The 17,232-nt window shown below is 69.0% G+C and carries 15 protein-coding genes; 7 read left to right on the forward strand and 8 right to left on the reverse strand.

Annotation, left to right across the window (positions count from 1 at the left end; genetic code table 11):
• Positions 1-9: 9 nt before the first annotated feature.
• Complete coding sequence (locus tag IB228_RS16905) at positions 10-672, reverse strand: serine/threonine protein kinase (protein WP_192199284.1); 663 nt, start codon at positions 670-672, stop codon at positions 10-12.
• Between the two features lie 6 nt (positions 673-678).
• Positions 679-1,173 (reverse strand): sigma-70 family RNA polymerase sigma factor, encoded by a 495-nt coding sequence (locus IB228_RS16910; RefSeq protein WP_225562528.1) that lies wholly within the window; start codon positions 1,171-1,173, stop codon positions 679-681.
• Between the two features lie 243 nt (positions 1,174-1,416).
• Here IB228_RS16910 and IB228_RS16915 point away from each other — a divergent pair, with 243 nt between their 5' ends.
• The gene (locus IB228_RS16915; RefSeq protein WP_192199285.1) at positions 1,417-3,333 is read left to right on the forward strand and encodes a DEAD/DEAH box helicase; all 1,917 of its coding nucleotides are present in this window, start codon (positions 1,417-1,419) and stop codon (positions 3,331-3,333) included.
• Between the two features lie 59 nt (positions 3,334-3,392).
• On the opposite strand, the gene IB228_RS16920 is transcribed toward IB228_RS16915, so the two are convergent.
• On the reverse strand, positions 3,393-3,782 hold the full coding sequence (locus IB228_RS16920) for a hypothetical protein (protein WP_183638466.1): 390 nt from the start codon (positions 3,780-3,782) through the stop codon (positions 3,393-3,395).
• Between the two features lie 194 nt (positions 3,783-3,976).
• Here IB228_RS16920 and IB228_RS16925 point away from each other — a divergent pair, with 194 nt between their 5' ends.
• Entirely contained in the window at positions 3,977-4,891 is a 915-nt protein-coding gene (locus IB228_RS16925; RefSeq protein ID WP_183638464.1) for a Ku protein, read from the forward strand.
• Between the two features lie 40 nt (positions 4,892-4,931).
• On the opposite strand, the gene IB228_RS16930 is transcribed toward IB228_RS16925, so the two are convergent.
• A complete protein-coding gene (locus IB228_RS16930; protein WP_183638462.1) occupies positions 4,932-5,132 on the reverse strand; it encodes a hypothetical protein in 201 nt (66 codons plus the stop codon).
• Positions 5,133-5,196: 64 nt separating this feature from the next.
• Here IB228_RS16930 and ligD point away from each other — a divergent pair, with 64 nt between their 5' ends.
• Entirely contained in the window at positions 5,197-7,782 is a 2,586-nt protein-coding gene (gene ligD, locus IB228_RS16935) for a DNA ligase D (RefSeq protein WP_183638460.1), read from the forward strand.
• Between the two features lie 25 nt (positions 7,783-7,807).
• Here ligD and IB228_RS16940 read toward each other — a convergent pair whose 3' ends face one another.
• From IB228_RS16940 to IB228_RS16955, 4 genes are all read right to left on the reverse strand, one after another.
• A complete protein-coding gene (locus IB228_RS16940; RefSeq protein ID WP_192199286.1) occupies positions 7,808-9,106 on the reverse strand; it encodes an acetamidase/formamidase family protein in 1,299 nt (432 codons plus the stop codon).
• A gap of 321 nt (positions 9,107-9,427) precedes the next feature.
• A complete protein-coding gene (locus IB228_RS16945) occupies positions 9,428-10,192 on the reverse strand; it encodes a LytTR family DNA-binding domain-containing protein (protein WP_192199287.1) in 765 nt (254 codons plus the stop codon).
• Entirely contained in the window at positions 10,189-11,280 is a 1,092-nt protein-coding gene (locus IB228_RS16950; protein ID WP_192199288.1) for a histidine kinase, read from the reverse strand. The genes IB228_RS16945 and IB228_RS16950 overlap by 4 nt, the downstream gene beginning before the upstream one ends.
• A 78-nt stretch (positions 11,281-11,358) precedes the next feature.
• On the reverse strand, positions 11,359-11,937 hold the full coding sequence (locus IB228_RS16955; protein ID WP_192199289.1) for a nuclear transport factor 2 family protein: 579 nt from the start codon (positions 11,935-11,937) through the stop codon (positions 11,359-11,361).
• A 238-nt stretch (positions 11,938-12,175) separates the two neighbouring features.
• Between IB228_RS16955 and IB228_RS16960 the strand changes: the two genes are divergently transcribed.
• The 4 genes from IB228_RS16960 (at position 12,176) to IB228_RS16975 (ending at position 17,153) form a co-directional block, all read left to right on the forward strand.
• Positions 12,176-12,583 carry an MliC family protein gene (locus IB228_RS16960; RefSeq protein WP_192199290.1) on the forward strand — a complete coding sequence of 136 codons (408 nt, stop codon included), beginning with the start codon at positions 12,176-12,178 and terminating at the stop codon, positions 12,581-12,583.
• 254 nt (positions 12,584-12,837) lie between these two features.
• Complete coding sequence (locus IB228_RS16965; RefSeq protein ID WP_192199291.1) at positions 12,838-15,228, forward strand: EAL domain-containing protein; 2,391 nt, start codon at positions 12,838-12,840, stop codon at positions 15,226-15,228.
• A 39-nt stretch (positions 15,229-15,267) separates the two neighbouring features.
• Positions 15,268-15,987, forward strand: coding sequence for a pseudouridine synthase (locus IB228_RS16970; RefSeq protein ID WP_183638442.1), 720 nt, complete (start codon positions 15,268-15,270; stop codon positions 15,985-15,987).
• Positions 15,988-15,992: 5 nt separating this feature from the next.
• Positions 15,993-17,153, forward strand: coding sequence for an AAA family ATPase (locus IB228_RS16975; RefSeq protein ID WP_183638438.1), 1,161 nt, complete (start codon positions 15,993-15,995; stop codon positions 17,151-17,153).
• Positions 17,154-17,232 lie beyond the last annotated feature (79 nt).

Raw genomic sequence — 17,232 nt, forward strand, 5'->3', positions numbered from 1 at the left:
GCCCGCGCCTCACTCGCGTTCGAAGCGGGCCAGTTCGTCCAGCACGCGCTGGCTGCGCTGGATGCTGCTGCCGCCCAGGGCGTCCTCGAAGCAGGCATCCGAACCGGCGCGCCGGCGGCGCCAGCGATGGATCCAGGCGGAGGCGAGCAGGCCGGGGATGCCGATCGCCAGGCACACCACCAGCATGCCGGGCGCGGCCGGGCTCAGGTTGCCGCCGACCACGGCGCCCAGGGCGATGACGAAGGGCAGCCACAGCAGCCACCAGGACAGGCCGGCGATCATGCCGTTGCAGATGTAGAAGCGCCGCAGCCGGGCCAGGTGGCGCTGGATGGTCAGCACCGGCGCGGAATAGTCGATCAGGCCGATCAGGCCGAGCGTCAGTCCGGCCATCGCGGTGGTCGCCACCCCGTAGGCGTGCACGAGGATGCCGGATACCAGCAGCACCGGCAGGTCGCGGTGCGGGGTCCAGCAGGCCACCCCCAGCACGATCATCGCCACGCCGAACACGATCTGGATGAGCTGTCCCCAGAACAGCGGACGCAGGCTGCTGCGCGCCTTTTCCAGCCGCCCTTCGCGGAACAGGTGCAGGCTGAGTTGATCCTGCCGGGTCATGCGGCGCTCCAGCGCCTGCCAGGCGGCCTTCAGTTCATCGGTTTCCATGAGCGTGTCCATGTGGGGTCAGAGTTCGTTGCGGATGCGTTGCTTGAGCCGGCTGATCTTGGTGGCGACATTGGTTTCGCTGATACCCAGGATCTCGCTGATGTCGCGATAGCCGCGGTCCTCCAGGTACAGCAGCAGGAGCGCGCGATCGAGTGGGGCCTGCGCGTGGATGAAGCGATGCAGGGCGCGCACCTGCTGCTCGGCCTGCGGATCTGCCGCGTGCGGATCGGCGATGTCGTGCAACTGATCGTCCAGCGGCACCGCGTGGCGGTGGCGTCGGCTGTTGTCGCGCACGAACGAGATCGCGACATTCAACGCGATCCGGTACATCCAGGTGGAGAACGGACGCGCCGGATCGAAACGTGGATAGGCCTGCCAGAGCTGGCTGGCGATCTCCTGCGCCAGCTCGGCGCGGTCGTCGGGATTGCGGCAATAGGTGCCGGCCACCTTGAAGACGATGCCCCGGTGCCGTTCCAGCTGTTCCGCGAACCCCTGCCGCGCATGTTCCGCCATGTCTGCCACGTGTTCCATTTCCCGCCCGTGCCGATTGTGCGTGTCGGAAGGGTGATTCGCGGCGGTGGGGAAAAAATCACGGAGTGCCGCCTGAGGGGGCTAAATCGGCCGGAATCCCCGCCAAATCAAGGATTTGCCTGAACGGCGAGGCGGGGCGACCCGCAGGCCGACAGGACAGGAGGGGGCCTGAAAGCGCACAATACGCTGCTTGCGTGCGCACTCCGCGACGCCCCGGAGTCCTCCATGTCCCCCGAATCTTCCCCGTCTTCGCTCGTTTTCGCCGATCTCGGCCTGTCCGCGCCGGTCATGGCCGCGGTCACCGAAGTAGGCTACGAAACCCCATCCCCCATCCAGGCCGCCACCATCCCGGCGGTGCTGGCCGGCCGCGACGTGCTGGGCCAGGCCCAGACCGGCACCGGCAAGACCGCGGCCTTCGCGCTGCCGCTGCTGTCCTCCATCAACCTGGCGGCCGACAAGCCGCAGGCACTGGTGCTGGCGCCGACCCGCGAACTGGCGATCCAGGTCGCCGAGGCGTTCCAGCGCTACGCGGCGAAGATGCCCGGTTTCCACGTCCTGCCGATCTACGGCGGCCAGAGCTACTACCCGCAGCTGCAGGCGCTCAAGCGCGGCGTGCATGTGGTGGTGGGCACCCCCGGGCGGGTGATCGATCACCTGGAGCGCGGCTCGCTGGATCTGTCCGGCCTGACCACGCTGGTGCTGGACGAAGCCGATGAAATGCTGCGCATGGGCTTCATCGACGACGTCGAGACGGTACTGAAGAAGACCCCGGAATCGCGCCAGGTCGCGCTGTTCTCGGCGACCATGCCGCCGGCGATCCGGCGCATCGCCCAGACCTACCTGAAGGATCCGGTCGAGGTCACCATCGCGGCCAAGACCACCACCTCGGCCAACATCCGCCAGCGCTACTGGTTCGTCAGCGGCCTGCACAAGCTCGATGCGCTGACTCGAATCCTGGAAGCCGAGCCGTTCGACGGCATGATCATCTTCGCCCGCACCAAGGCGGCGACCGAGGAACTGGCAGGCAAGTTGCAGGCGCGCGGCCTGGCCGCCGCCGCCATCAACGGCGACATGCAGCAGGCGCAGCGCGAGAAGACCATCCAGCAGTTGAAGGATGGCAAGCTGGACGTGCTCGTGGCCACCGACGTGGCCGCGCGCGGCCTGGACGTGGAGCGCATCAGCCACGTGCTGAACTACGACATTCCGTACGACACCGAAAGCTACGTGCACCGCATCGGCCGCACCGGCCGCGCGGGCCGCAGTGGCGATGCGATCCTGTTCGTCACCCCGCGCGAGAAGGGCATGCTGCGCGCCATCGAGCGCGCCACCCGCCAGCCGATCCAGGAAATGCAGTTGCCCAGCGTCGAGGCGGTCAACGATCGCCGGGTGCAGAAGTTCCTCAGCCGCATCACCGACACCCTGGCCGCCGGCGACACCGGCGAGTTCCGCAGCCTGGTCGAAGCCTACGAGCAGGAGCACAACGTGCCGGCGGTGGACATCGCCGCCGCCCTGGCGCGCCTGCTACAGGGCGACACGCCGCTGTTGCTGCCGCCGGAACAGCGGCGCGACGCGCGTGCGCGCGGCGAACGTCCCGTGCGCGAGGAACGACCGGTGCGCGAACCGCGTCCGGAACGCGCCGAACGCAGCGAGCGGCCGGCCCGTCGCGAGCATCACGAACACACGCACGAGCGCGCGCATGACGAGGCGGCCGCGCCGCGCATCGAGCGTCCGCGCTTCGACAAGCCGCCGCGCACCGAACCCGAGGTCGGCATGGAGACCTTCCGCATCGAGGTGGGTCACATGCACGGCGTCAAGCCGGCGAACATCGTCGGCGCGATCGCCAACGAGGCGGGCCTGGAAGCGCGCTACATCGGCCGTATCGACATCCACGACGACCATTCGGTGCTGGACCTGCCCGAAGGCATGCCGTCCGAGATCCTGTCGCACCTGAAGAAGGTGTGGGTGTCCGGCCAGCAGTTGCGTATCCATCGCGTGGGCGAGGACAGCGGCCACGCGCCGCCGCGCCGCCAGCGTCCGGAAGGACGCCCGCCGGGCAAGCTGGGCGGTGGTTTCGCCAAGAAGGCGCGCGACGGTGCGCCGAAGCCGCACCGCAAGGGAAAGCCGGCGCCGCGCCGCGACTGAGCGTCGCGGCGGACGGCGCGGGTGTTCATCAACGTACGGCTGGTCAATCGTAAGGCGGGTCAGCCGTAGGGCTGGCGCAGCGGAAGCGGGCGCATGCCGGCCGTGCGCGCCTGTCCGTCATCGCCAAGCGGGGCGCCCATGCGCTGCCAGACTTCGCGCAGCAGGTTTTCCATGTGGTGCCAGTCCAGCCGCTCGAAGTGATCGAAGCGTTCCTCGTAGCGTTGTTCCAGCGTATGCAGCAATCCCTCCAGCGGCACCTGGTGGTATTGCAGGTAGCTGTCGTACGCGAACATCAGGCTGGGTTCGTAGCGGCTGAACGAGGTCCCCGGCTGGTAGAACCCGGATGAGGGAATCCCTTCGCGCCATTCTTCCAGTTCGGCCTTCACGTCCACCACCTCGCACTTGCCGGGGACGGCCTGCCGCGGGGGATACCGATGGATGCTGCCCATGCATGTCCTCCTTTCTGACGGGAGCGCCCATCATGGCCGTCGCGCTCGTCACGAATGTAAACAACGCATGGAGAAAGCATTAAGTCTTGACGTCCGTCGCGCTTCTGCGGCGCTCCAGGGAGGGCTTTCGTTCACTTGCCCATCATCGCGCAGGCACTAACAAGGAAAGCGACAATCGCCCGCGAGGACGCGCCATGGCACGCCCCATCTGGACAGGCACGCTTTCCTTCGGCCTGTTGAACGTACCGGTCTCGCTGATGTCCGGCGAGCGCAAGGTCGATCTGCACTTCCGCATGCTGGACTCGCGCGACCGCAAGCCGATCCGGTTCGAGCGGGTGAACGCCGAGACCGGCGAGGAAGTGCCGTGGAAGGACATCGTCAAGGCCTACGAGTACGACAAGGGCAACTACGTGGTGGTGGAAGAGGAGGACATCCGCGCCGCCGCGCCGGAGAGCCACGAGACGGTGGAGGTGGAGGCCTTCATCGAGCGCGACGCGATTGATCCGCGCTACTTCGAGAAGCCCTACGTGCTGGTGCCCGGCAAGAAGGCCGAGAAGGGCTACGTGCTGCTGCGCCGCACGCTGGAATCGACCGGCCGGATCGGCGTGGCCCGGGTCGTCATCCGCACCCGCGAATACCTGTCCGCGGTGATGCCGCTGGGCGACGCGCTGGTGCTGATGCTGCTGCGCTATCCGCAGGAACTGGTGGATCCGGACGACTACAAGCTGCCCTCCGGCAGCGCCTCGTCCTACCGCATTTCGGCCAAGGAAGAGGAAATGGCTCGGCAACTGGTGGAATCGATGGCCGGCGACTGGTCACCCGACGCCTACCATGACGAATTCCGCGCACGCCTGCAGGCGATCATCCGCAAGCGGATCAAGTCCAAGGGCGCGACGGCGCGCGTCGAGGAGCCGGAGCGCGAGGAAGAGGCCACCACCAACGTGGTGGACTTCATGGCGTTGCTGCAGAAAAGCCTGGCGGAAAAGAAACGCACCCCGGCGAAGAAATCGGCGGCGAAGAAGGCTCCCGCGCGCAAGCGCGCACGCAAGACGGCGACCAAGGCCGCCGGCAAGCGCGCGACGAAGAAGGCGGCCACGCGCAAGCGTTGATCGTCCCGGATGCGCGGCACGCCGGGGCGCCGCGCGGCGGTCAGCCGCGTTCGTCTTCCACCGATGCCTGCAACGCGGCGGCCAGGCCGGCGTCGCCGGACACCAGTTCGGTCCAGCGCAGTTCGACGCCGCGCCGGCGGCCCTTTTCGGTCAGCTTCAATCCGACCGGATCGATCACCAGGGTGTAGGCGACATCGTTGAGGAGCAACTCACGGCGCAGGGGCTTGTCCAGTGGAGTCATCTTCATACATCCCGTTGACGGAATCCCGACCATAGTGGACCCCGTGTGATGATCAGGTTCACCGATGAGTCTGGTGGAGTACCAGCGCAAGCGGCACTTCGGGCGCACCCGCGAGCCGGCCCCGGGGCGTACCGGACGCGCGGCGCGGCCGATTTTCGTGGTCCAGTTGCACCATGCCAGCCATCGCCACTACGACTTCCGCCTGCAGGTCGGTGACGCGCTCAAGAGCTGGGCGGTGCCGAAGGGGCCGAGCCTGGATCCGCAGGTCAAGCGGCTGGCGGCAGAGGTGGAGGATCATCCGATTGCCTATGCGGACTTCCAGGGTGAGATTCCGGAAGGCGAATATGGTGCGGGCCACGTCGCCTTGTTCGATCGCGGGCTATGGGCCACCCGCGGCGATCCCGAGGCGCAGCTGGCGAAGGGTCACCTGCGCTTCGAACTGTTCGGCGACAAGCTCAAGGGCGGTTGGCACCTGGTGCGCACCGGACGCGCCTCGGCCAGACCGCAGTGGCTGCTGTTCAAGGACGAGGACGACTACGCGGCACCCGGTGAGGCCGACGACATGCTGGACGACGTGGCGGCACCTACCGCGGGTACGCGCCGGGGGCGGGTGGTGAAGCCAGGCGTGAAAGCGCGCAAGACGGCGTCGCGCAAGGCCGCCACCGGAACACGCGCGCGTGTTTCCCCGCGCACCATCGAACAGCGGCGCAAGCGCGCGCTGGCGCTTGCCGGCGCGCGCCGCGCGCGCCTGGTGGATGGACCGTTCAAACCCCAGTTGGCGATGCTGGGCAGCGCGCCGCCGATGGGCGATGACTGGCTGCACGAGGCCAAGTGGGATGGCTATCGCCTGTTGACGGTCATTCGCGCGGGACAGGTGCGGATCTGGTCGCGCAATGCGCTGGAGTGGACCGCGAAGGTGCCCGAGATCGTCGATGCGCTGGCGCAGCTGGGATTGCAGGAAGCCGCGCTGGACGGCGAACTGATCGCCGGCGCCGGTACCCAGGCCGACTTCAGCGTGCTGCAGGCCACGCTCTCCGGCGAGAAGAACGCACCGCTGTCGTACGTGCTGTTCGATCTGCTTCATCTGGAGGGCGTGGACACCCGCCGCGTCGCGCAGGTCGATCGCAAGCACCTGCTCGAAACCGTGCTGAAAAAGGCCAGGCCGCCCATCGCCTACAGCCCGCATGTGCAGGGACACGGCGATCTGGCGTTCGCCGCGGCGGCCGAACGCCACCTGGAAGGCATCATCTCCAAGCGTGCGGACGCTCCGTATCGGGCCGGGCGTGGCGACGACTGGCGCAAGAGCAAGCGCCAGGAGAGCGACGAATTCGCGGTTGCGGGCATGACCCCGCCGAAGGGCAGCCGCGCCGGCTTCGGCTCGCTGCTGCTGGCCCGGCCCGACGGCCGCGGCGGTTGGCGCTTCGCCGGACGGGTGGGTACCGGCTTCAGCCAGGCCACCCTGGCCGAACTCGGGGAAAGGCTGGGCCGGCGTGCACGCGCCACGCCCACCGTCGACATCCCCGAAGGGCTGGACACCGATCTGCGCGGCGCGCGCTGGTTCCCGCCGGAAGTGGTGGTGGAAGTGTTCTATCGCGGTGTCGGCAACCAGGGATTGCTGCGGCAGCCATCGCTGAAGGGGCTGCGGCCGGACAAGACCGCGGCGGATCTGCGCTCATCGGACCGGAAGGCGGACATGGCGGACAAGGCGAACGGCAAGACGGCGGGTGGGAAGACCGGCACGACGGGCAAGCGGGGTACCCGGCGCGCATCGGCCGCGGACGACGGCATCGAACTGACCCATCCGGGCCGGGTGGTCTATCCGGACACCGGCAAGACCAAGCAGGACGTGGCCGATTACTACGACACGGTGATGGCGTGGCTGTTGCCGGAAATCAGCGGACGGCCGCTGTCGATCATCCGCTGTCCGCAGGGGTCGACGCGGCCGTGCTTCTTCCAGAAGCATCTGGCCGCCGGCATGCAGTACGTGGACAGCGTGCCGGTCGAGGAGGAGAGCGGACAGACCGAGGATTACCTGGTGGCGCGTGACGCGCGGGCGGTGCGCGAACTGGTCCAGTTCAACGCGCTGGAGTTCCATCCGTGGGGCGCGCACGCGGACGATCCGGATCGCGCGGATCGGGTGGTGTTCGATCTCGATCCCGGCGCCGACGTATCGTGGGCTGAAATCGTGGCCGCCGCGCGACAGATGCGCGGCCTGCTGGAGGAAGCGGGCCTGCAGTCGTTCGTACGCACGTCCGGCGGCAAGGGGCTGCACGTGGTGGTGCCGCTGAGACCGGCCTGCGGCTGGGATCAGGTCAAGCCGTTCGCGCACGCCTTCGCCGAATCGATGGCGCGGATGGAGCCGCTGAAGTACGTCGCCACTTCCAGCAAGCGGTTGCGCAAGGGGCGCATCTTCATCGACTACCTGCGCAACGGGCGCGGGGCCACCAGCGTGGCGTCGTTTTCGTTGCGCGCGCGCCCGGGCGCGCCGGTGGCGATGCCGTTGCGCTGGGAAGAACTGGGACGGGTGAAGGGCGGCAACGCCTTCGATATCGATTCGGCGCCGGCGCGGTTGCGCCGGCTCAAGCAGCACCCCTGGGCCGGCATCGAACGGATTCGCCAGAACCTGGCGGGACTGACGCGCGGCGATTGAACGCGGCGACCGTGCCGCGATTTTTTCACTCGCCCCTGGGCGACGCGCGCAGCGTGGCCAGGCTGGCCTTGTCCAGCATCGCCGCCACGCCCGCGTTGCGGCCGGCCAAGGTGATGATCCGGTATTCGACCGCCGCGCCCAGCAACTGGCTCGCCTCGGACAGGCCGAGCCGGTAATCCTGCTGCAACCACTGGATCAGGCCCTGGGTGGCGGCGCGCACCGCTTCGTCCAGCGAACCAGCTTGGCCGATCGCCATCAGCCGGGTGGCCGATTCGACCCGTGGCGTGGCCAGCGCCCGCTTCTTGATGACGGCCACGCTGAATTCCACGTCCATCGAGGTTTCCAGGCCGTACTGCGAGGTCTCGCCGTCGCCCTGCGCGGCGTGGGCATCGCCCAGGTAGAGCAGCGCGCCGGGTTGCGCGACCGGCAGGTAGACGGTCGTGCCCTCGACGATCTGGTTGAAGTCCATGTTGCCGCCGAAGCGGCCGCTGTCGCCGGCCGACATGGGTGGAAAACCGAAACCGGGCGCCACCGCGATACCGCCGAGCATCGGCCGCAATGGAATCGACAGCCCTTCCAGGCCACCGTCCGCCGGCGGGTGGGCGAAACCGCGCTCGCGATCCAGCCGCCAGCGTACCGGCTTGCCTAGCCCGTTCGCCTGCGCCGCAAGCGCCAGTCCCTGCGCGCGTCCCACCAATGCGTCGAGGCTGTCGGCGTGATCGCGGTTGGGACGCAGGCGGTGCAGGGTGACGGCGAGGACGTCGCCGGGTTCGGCGCCATCGACATAGAAGGGACCCACCTGCGGATTGCCGAACAGCGCGCGGGTGACGCCGTGTTCGTCCACGCCGCCGGAATCGAGCGTGCGCGTGCGCACCGTGTCGCCGGGCCAGAGCAGCAACACCGGCGCACGATGCGCGCTGAATTCGTTGGCATAGTCCGTGGGTACGAAATCGAGGATGCGCGCGGTCGCGGGCCGCGCTGGCAGGCGGGTCGCGGTGAAGGCATGTTCGGCGCGGCGCCCGGGCTGGTTGGGATCCGGGAAGTCCGCCGTTCCCGCCAGCCTGTCGCCGGTCTGCATGCCGCTCAGGTGGTAGCGCCGGTCGCCGGCGATGGCGGTCAGCCGCAACCGGTTGTCCTGGAGACTGCCGGTCAGCGGGTCGCCGTCCAGCGAGCCGTCCAGCCGGGCGCCCACGCGGGTCAGTTCCAGCGTTTGATAGACCGGATTGCCCCACAGATCGATCACCACCCGCCAGCGTTCGGGTTCGGTGGCGTTGGCGGGAAACCAGCACAGGCAGCAGCACAGCAGGACGAGGCGGGCGAACATGCGCGGGCTCCGAGGGAATCTTCCGGAGGAGATGCGGCGAGGGGGCGGGATCGTTGCGGGTCGGTTTGGATTCCTGTTGCAGGGGATGCCTGTCGTGCCTGGCACCTGGAGAAAATCCCCCTCAATTCCCCTTTTCAAAGGGGGACGCACAGCCGGAATGCGAGTGCTTCCGCCACCGTGGAGTCCGGAGAGTGAGCCCCCTTTAAAAAGGGGCGGGCACCTGCGAAGCAGGTGACGGGGGATTTGCTTCTTGCGCGAAGCGGAAACGCTCCTCACTCGCTGCGCGGCGGCACCGTCGAACGCATCGGCCTGTGCAGGTCCTCAGCCCGCAGGCTGGAGATGCGCCAGCAAGGCGTCGATGTAGGTGCGGCTGGCACGCAGCGGGGTACCGTCGCGCAGGCGCAGCAGGGCGTCGCGATTGGGCAGCGCCTGCAGTTCGCTCACGCAGTCGACGCGCACGATGGCCGAACGGTGCACGCGCAGGAACCGCAGCGGATCCAGCCGCGTGGCCAGCCGTTGCAGGGACTCGCGCAGCAGGTGGCGCTGGCCGCGCGCGTGCAGCACGGCGTAATCGCCGTCGGCCTGGATCCATTCCACTTCGTCGACCTCGACGAAGGTCAGGCGCCGGCCGACCCGCACCGAAAAGCGGCGTGCCGGCGGCGGTGTGTGGTCGGCATCCGGCGCGGCTTCATCCGCGCCGGTCGTGTCGGCGCCCGACATGCGCCAGTGATGCAGCTGGCGCGCGCGCGCGAGTGCTTCGGCAAAACGTTCGTCGTCGATCGGCTTGAGCAGGTAGTCGATGGCCCTGAGTTCGAATGCGCGCAGGGCGAAGCGATCATGCGCCGTCAGCAGGATGCTCAGCGGCTGGCGGCCGGCGGGCAGCGCCGCCAGCATCGACAGGCCGTCCAGGGTGGGCATCTGCACGTCGACGAACACCACGTCCACCGGCTCCCGGCCCAGTCCTTCCAGCGCCTGCCGGCCATCGGCGTACTCGCCGGCCAGCACGATGTCCGGATGCGCGGCGAGCCGCGCGATCACCCCGCGCCGCGCCAGCGGTTCGTCGTCGACCACGGCCACCCGCATCATGCGGCGGCCTGCGCCTGCGCCTGCGGCGCGGTGATGGCCACGCGGAATGGCAAATCTAGGCTGACCCGGTAGCCGTGGCCGTCGGGCCGCGGGCCGGCGTGGAAATGGTGATCGTCGGGATACAGCCGCGCCAGCCGCTCGGCGACGTTGCGCAATCCGACCGCGGCATCGCGTGGCGCGGTCGGCGCGATGGCGGCGTCCATGTCGTTGTCCAGTTGCAGCAGCAGGCGCTCGGCGTGGCGGCTGATCCGGATGTCGAGCCGTCCCGGCGTCGCGCGTGGCGCGATGCCGTGCCGGATCGCGTTCTCGACCAGCGGTTGCAGCAGCAGGTACGGCATGGCCGCGTGCAGCAGTTCGGCGTCGATGCGCCAGGCCAGCTGGAGGCGTTCGCCGAGGCGCGCCTTCTCGATGTCCAGATAGGCATCGGTCAGGGCGATTTCCTCGGCCACGCTGACTTCGTGCTGGCCGCCGCCTTCCAGGCTGGCACGCAGGAACCCGGCCAGCTGGCTGATCATGCGGCGCGCGTCATGGCCGCGTTCCTCGGCGACCAGGGTGGAGATGGCGTTGAGGGTGTTGAACAGGAAGTGCGGATGCAACTGGTAGCGCAACGCGCGCAGTTCCGCGTCGCGCGCCAGCAGATGCGCCTGTTCGCGCTGCTGCTTCTCGTGCTTGAGCTCCACGTAGTAGGCGATGACGGCGTGCATCGCGCAGAACGCGATCAGCGCCAGCCAGCAGCTCTCCAGCCCGTTGAACAGGCCCGCGAAACGGAATTCGTCCGCGCGCGACCAGCCGGCGGACAAGGCCATCAGATCGCCGAGCAGGTTGTTGAACACCGACATCGCGTAGGTCGCCAGCAACAGGATGCCGGCGGTCAGGGCGATCGGCAGGCGCCGTCGCCACAGTCCGCGTTGCAGCGCCGCCAGCGGCGGCAGCCAGGCCAGGAACGCCAGCAGGTACAGCGTCCGATAGGCGGTGGCGTGGCCGTGGCCCAGCGCCGGCAGCGCCATCACCACCAGGCACAGGCCGATTGGCAGGCCGGCCAGCAATGGCAGCCAGAAAGGCGGTTCGGCGGAAGGGCGGATGGTCATGGGCTCGGCGACTGCCATGGCGAAAGGGGGGCGGAGGCGGGCGGCGCCATGATGCCATCGCCGCCCCCTGCGCCGGCATCAGCCGGCGGTCGCCGGTTTCGGCGGCAGGTTCATCGACCAGATCACCGACACGATCCGCCAGCCCTGTTCGGTGCGCACCAGATGCCACGCCTCCACGCCGCTGTTGGTTTCGCGGCCATCCTCGTGGAAGGAGTAGTCGAACACCACCGAGGCGATATCGGCATCGCCGTCGATGCGCAGGTTGCGGAACTTCTCCTCGGTCGATTGGGGTTCGGTGACGATGCCGTCGATGAAGGACACCGGATTGTGCTGCGGGTCTGGCTTGACCTTCTGCGTCTCCGGCCGCTTGCCGCGCAGGCGTTGCAGGCTTTCGTCGCCGATCGCGCTTTCCCACGCCACGGTTCCGGGCAGGAACAGGGCCAGGAAACCCGGCTTGTCCTTGGCGATGATGGCGGTGCGGAAGCGTTCGACCACTTGCTCGATCGCGGCCTTGTCGGCGGCGGACATCGGTGCGGACATGGAGGAGGATCCGGCGGTGGAAGCCGACGCCGGGGCCGCCTGCGCGCCGGCGGCAAAAGGCGTGGCCAAGACGGCCAGCGACAGCAGGCAGGCCAGGCGGGTGCGTTGCGGGATCATGGGTGGTTCCGTGCAAGGGAGGGAAGCGCCATTACACGGGCAGGCGCACGGGAACGTCAGGGCCTGGCGGGCGGTATGCGGCCAACGGGTAGGCCGTTGCGCCGAACGGTGAGGCGGACACATCCGCGTGCGGGCCGGCGCGTGGTCCGGCCGTTGCATATACCCTCTCGCCCGCCTTCACTCCGCGCGAACGCGGCGCGCATACGCTCCTGCGTCGGGCATCCTCCAGGAGGTCGCGATGCATACGGGCATCATGCCGCCGGCCCTGCTCGCCATCGCCCTGGCACTTGCCGGTTGCGGGCAGGACCGGGAGGCGCGGCAGGCGGTGCATGCGGAAGCGCCGGCAACACCCGTGCCGCCGGTGACGACGCGGGCGCAGCCGCCGGCCGACGCGGACGCCATCACCACCTACCTGTACCAATGCGAGGACTGGCAGGTCACCGCCAACTTCGACGGCGAGGAAAGGGTCGATATCTCGTTCAATGGACGCGTGCTGGAACTGCCGCGCCGGCCGTCGGGCGCGGGCGCGCGCTACGCCGACGGGGCCGGCAACCTGTTCTGGGTGGTCAGCGAAGGCGAGGCGCTGCTGAGCCTGCAGGGGCAGGCGGACCGTCGCTGCACCCGGCCGCCGCCGGCGTTCCGATGAGCGGCACCCTCGATGGGCGGCGCGATCCTCCCCGGCGGTGGCGGCACGGTTAAAGTCCTGGCTCCGGACGCCGATGTCATGGCGACCATACCGCCGTCGCCAGGGGACGGCGCCGGCGGATCCCGGATCCGTGGCGCAGGCGAGGTGGCATGGCCGGGGGCGAGCTTGCGTGTCGTGATCGTGGCACGTAAGGTCGGGACGGGCATCGTAGGGGAAGCGATGTGGTGAAGGGGCGTTCGCGCGCGAGTCACGAGATGGTCAGGGACGACGGTGGCAAGGGCCTGCCCGCACGGGTGGCGGCGATCATCCTGTTCGCCGCGCTGGGTGCGCTGCTGACCGCGACGGTGCTGGAGATCCAGGCCGGGGCCACCGCCTATATCGTCGGCGAAAGCCACTGGTCCAAGGCCCAGCAGACCGCGGTGTCCGCGTTGTACCGTTACGCGGCACACGGCGATCCGGCGGATCTGGCCCGGGTCCGCCAGGCGCTGCGGGTGCCGCTGGGCGATCGCGCCGGCCGCGAGGCGCTGGATCGACGTCCCATCGATATTCCCGCCGCGCGGCGTGGATTCCTCGAGGGCGGCAACGCGCCGGCCGACATCGACCGCCTGATCCGGATGTACCGGCTGTTCGCGCGCGCGCCGTATTTCCGTGAATCCGTGCGCCTGTGGAAGCAGGCGGAAGTGGACATCCTGCACCTGCAGGCGCTGGCCGACGACATCGAGCGCCGCCGCCGCGCCGGCCGCATCGACGCCGCCGAAATCCGCCACCACCAGCGCACGCTGCTGGCGATGGATGCGCGCCTGCGCGTGGCCGAGCTCGCGTTCTCGCAGTCGCTGGTGGACGGCGCGCGCTTCCTGCGCGGCGCGCTGACCGCGCTGGCGGTGCTCGCCTTCTTCGCGCTGGCGGCGTATGCGCTGGCGGTCATGCGCCACACCCTGCGCCGGATCCGCCGCACCGAGACCGAGTTCCGCGCGGCTTTCCACCAGGCCGCGGTCGGCATGCTCAAGCTGGATCGCGAGGGCCGCATCACCCAGGCCAACGAGGTGCTGGCGCAGATCCTGGCGCGGCCGCTGGAGGAATTGCGGCGCGGCCATTTGCAGGATCTGCTGCATGCCGAGGATCTGCATGTCGATGCCGACGGCCGTCCCGACTGGGCGCGGATGCTCGAACCGGGCGAACGCCGCTTGCGCCGCAGCGACGGCAGCAGCCGCTGGGTGCGCTGGAGTGCCTCGGTCATCACCGGCGGCGACCGCGAGGGCGAGCGCATCTTCGCGGTGGTGGAGGATGTGTCCGAAGCGCGCGAGCTGGCCAGCGAGATTGCCCACCAGGCCAGCCACGACGATCTCACCGGCCTGATCAACCGGCGCGAGATCGAGCGCCGGCTGGGCCAGATCACCCTGGCGGTGCAGCGCCAGCCGGCCCGGCATGCGCTGTGCTTCGTCGATCTGGATCAGCTCAAGCTGGTCAACGACACCTGCGGCCACGCCGCCGGCGATCGCTTCCTGCGCCAGTTCGCGCACGCGCTGGCCTCGCAGCTGCGCGGCGAGGACTGGGTGGGACGGCTGGGCGGCGACGAGTTCGCGATTTTCCTGGCGCACGCGACCCTGGAGGATGCCGAACGGGTGGCGCAGCGCATCCACGCCCGCCTGGCCCAGTCGGCCTTCCACTGGAACGATCGCAAGTTCGGCCTGGGCTGCAGCATCGGCGTGGTCGAGATCAATCCGGATACCAGCGACGCCGACTGGTTGCTGCGCGCGGCCGACACCGCCTGCTACCTGGCCAAGGAGGAAGGCCGCAACCGCATCCGCTGCTATCGCGAGACCGACGAGGCGTTCGCGCGCAGGCAGACCGAACTGGACTGGGTGGCGCACATCCAGCTGGCCATCGCCGAGGACCGCCTGCTGCTGTACGCCCAGCGGATCAAGCCGCTGCGCGGCGAGGAACGGCTGCAGTACGAAGTACTGGTGCGGATGATCGATCACGAGGGCCGCATCCACGGCCCGGGCTATTTCCTGCCGCCGCTGGAGCGCTACGGCCAGGCGATGATGCTGGATCGCCACGTGCTGGCCTCCACCCTGGAGCTGATCAGCCGCGACACCCGCCACCTGCTCAGCCTGGATCTGTGCCACGTCAACGTGTCGGCGCAGTCCATCGCCGATCCGCTGTTCCGCCAGTTCGCCGCCGAGCAACTGGATCGCCATCCCGGCGTGGCCAACAAGCTGTGCTTCGAGATCACCGAGACCGCGGTGATCGGCAACCTCACCGATGCCTGCCTGTTCATCGAGGCCATGCGCGCGCGCGGTTGCCGCATCGCCCTGGACGACTTCGGCAGCGGCTTGTCCTCGTTCGCCTATCTCAAGAGCCTGGACGTGGACATCCTGAAGATCGACGGCGCCTTCATCCGCGACCTGGGCCGGGACAACGTCGATCTCGCCCTGGTCCGCTCGATGGCGCAGGTCGGCCGGGCGCTGGGCAAGCGCACCATCGCCGAATGGGTGGAGAACGAGGCGGCGATGGTGCGGCTGGCGGAAGTGGGCATCGACTACGCCCAGGGCTACGCCATCCACGCGCCGATGCCGTTGGCGGGACTGATCCGCGAGTGGAAGGCGACCCGGCCGGATCCGATCGGGGCGATGTCCGGCTGAACCGCTGTGGCCGGGCCGGGAATCGTCGATAATTCGCGCATGAACACCCGCCTCAACAAGCACATCGCCGAAACCGGCTTCTGTTCCCGCCGCGAGGCCGACCGCCTGATCGCCGAGCGCCGCGTCACCGTCAATGGCCAGCCCGCGGGCGTGGGCGCGGTGGTCGGCGAGGACGACGAGGTCCGGGTGGACGGCCAGCCGCTGAAGGCGCGCACGGTGAAGGCCGGCAAGCGCAGGCATGTCTACATCGCGCTGAACAAGCCGGTCGGCGTCACCTGCACCACCGAGGGGTCGGTGAAGGGGAATATCGTGGACTTCGTCGGCCACGAGCAGCGCATCTTCCCGATCGGCCGCCTGGACAAGGATTCCGAAGGGCTGATCCTGATGACCAGCAACGGCGACATCGTCAACCAGATCCTGCGCGCGGAGAATCGCCACGAGAAGGAATACCTGGTGGCGGTGAACAAGCCGGTCACCGACGAGTTCCTGCGCGGGATGGCGCGCGGCGTGCGCATCCACGGGCAGATGACCCTGCCGTGCCGGACCAGCCGGATCGCCAAGTTCGGCTTCCGCATCATCCTCACCCAGGGCTTGAACCGGCAGATCCGGCTGATGTCGGCCGAGTTCGGCTACCGGGTCACCCAGTTGCGCCGCGTGCGCATCGACAACCTCAAGCTGGGCGCGCTCAAGCCCGGCCAGTGGCGCAACCTGACCGACGCCGAATTGCGCGGATTGTTGCCGCAGCACCAGGACTGGTAGCCGCCGTGCTGCGCACGCTGGCCATCGGCAACTACCGTTCGCTGCGCGAACTGGAGATGCCGCTGGCGCGGCTCAACCTGATCACCGGCGCCAACGGCAGCGGCAAGTCCAATCTATATCGCGCGCTGCGCCTGCTGGCCGAGACCGCGCAGGGCGGGGTGGTGCGCGCGCTGGCGCGGGAAGGCGGCCTGCCGTCAGTGCTGTGGGCGGGGCCGGAACAGTTCAGTGCCGGCATGCGCCGCGGCGAGGTGCCGGTGCAGGGTGGACCGCGGCAGGCGCCGGTGGCGCTGCGGCTGGGATTCGCCGGCGAGGACTTCGGCTATGCCATCGATCTGGGACTGCCGGTTCCGTCGATGTCGGCGTTCGCGCTGGATCCGGAAATCAAGCGCGAGGTGATCTGGAGCGGGCCGTTCCTGCGCGAGGCCAACGCGCTGGTGGATCGTCGCGGGCCGATGGCGCGGATCCGCGAAGGGCGTGGATGGCGGGTCGTGGCCGAACACCTGACCACGTTCGAAAGCCTGTTCACCCAGATCGCCGATCCGGTCAGCGCGCCGGAAGTGCTGGACCTGCGCGAGCGGATTCGCGGCTGGCGCTTCTACGATCATTTCCGCACCGACGCCGAAGCGCCGGCGCGGCTGCCGCAGTTGGGCACCCGCACGCCGGTACTGAGCCACGACGGCCACGATCTGGCGGCGGCCTGGCAGACCATCCGCGAGATCGGCGATCGCGCGGCGCTGGATGCGGCGGTCGAGGATGCCTTTCCCGGCGCGCAGGTGGAGGTGGACGTCCGCGACGGACGGTTCCAGCTGGTGTTCGCCCAGCACGGCCTGCTGCGGCCGCTGTCGGCGGCCGAACTGTCCGACGGCACCCTGCGTTACCTGCTGTGGATCGCGGCCCTGCACACGCCGCGCCCGCCGCCGCTGATGGTGCTCAACGAGCCGGAGACCAGCCTGCATCCGGACCTGCTGCCGGCGCTGGCGCGGCTGATCGCGCAGGCGGCGCAACGTGGTCAGGTGTGGGTGGTGTCGCACGCTTCGCGGCTGATCGCCGCGCTGGAGGAACACGAGGACTGCCACACGGTCCAGCTTGAAAAGGCGCTGGGCCAGACCGGCGTGGCGGGGCAGGGCCTGCTGGACCGGCCGGCCTGGCACTGGCCCGAGCGCTGAATACATGCAGCGCCGCTTGATCGCGATCAAGGTCGCGCCGGCGCGGACCCGATAACTTGGATGGGCCGGGATCCCACCG

This window comes from Pseudoxanthomonas sp. PXM04 (genome assembly GCF_014851695.1).
Taxonomy (GTDB): domain Bacteria; phylum Pseudomonadota; class Gammaproteobacteria; order Xanthomonadales; family Xanthomonadaceae; genus Pseudoxanthomonas_A; species Pseudoxanthomonas_A beigongshangi.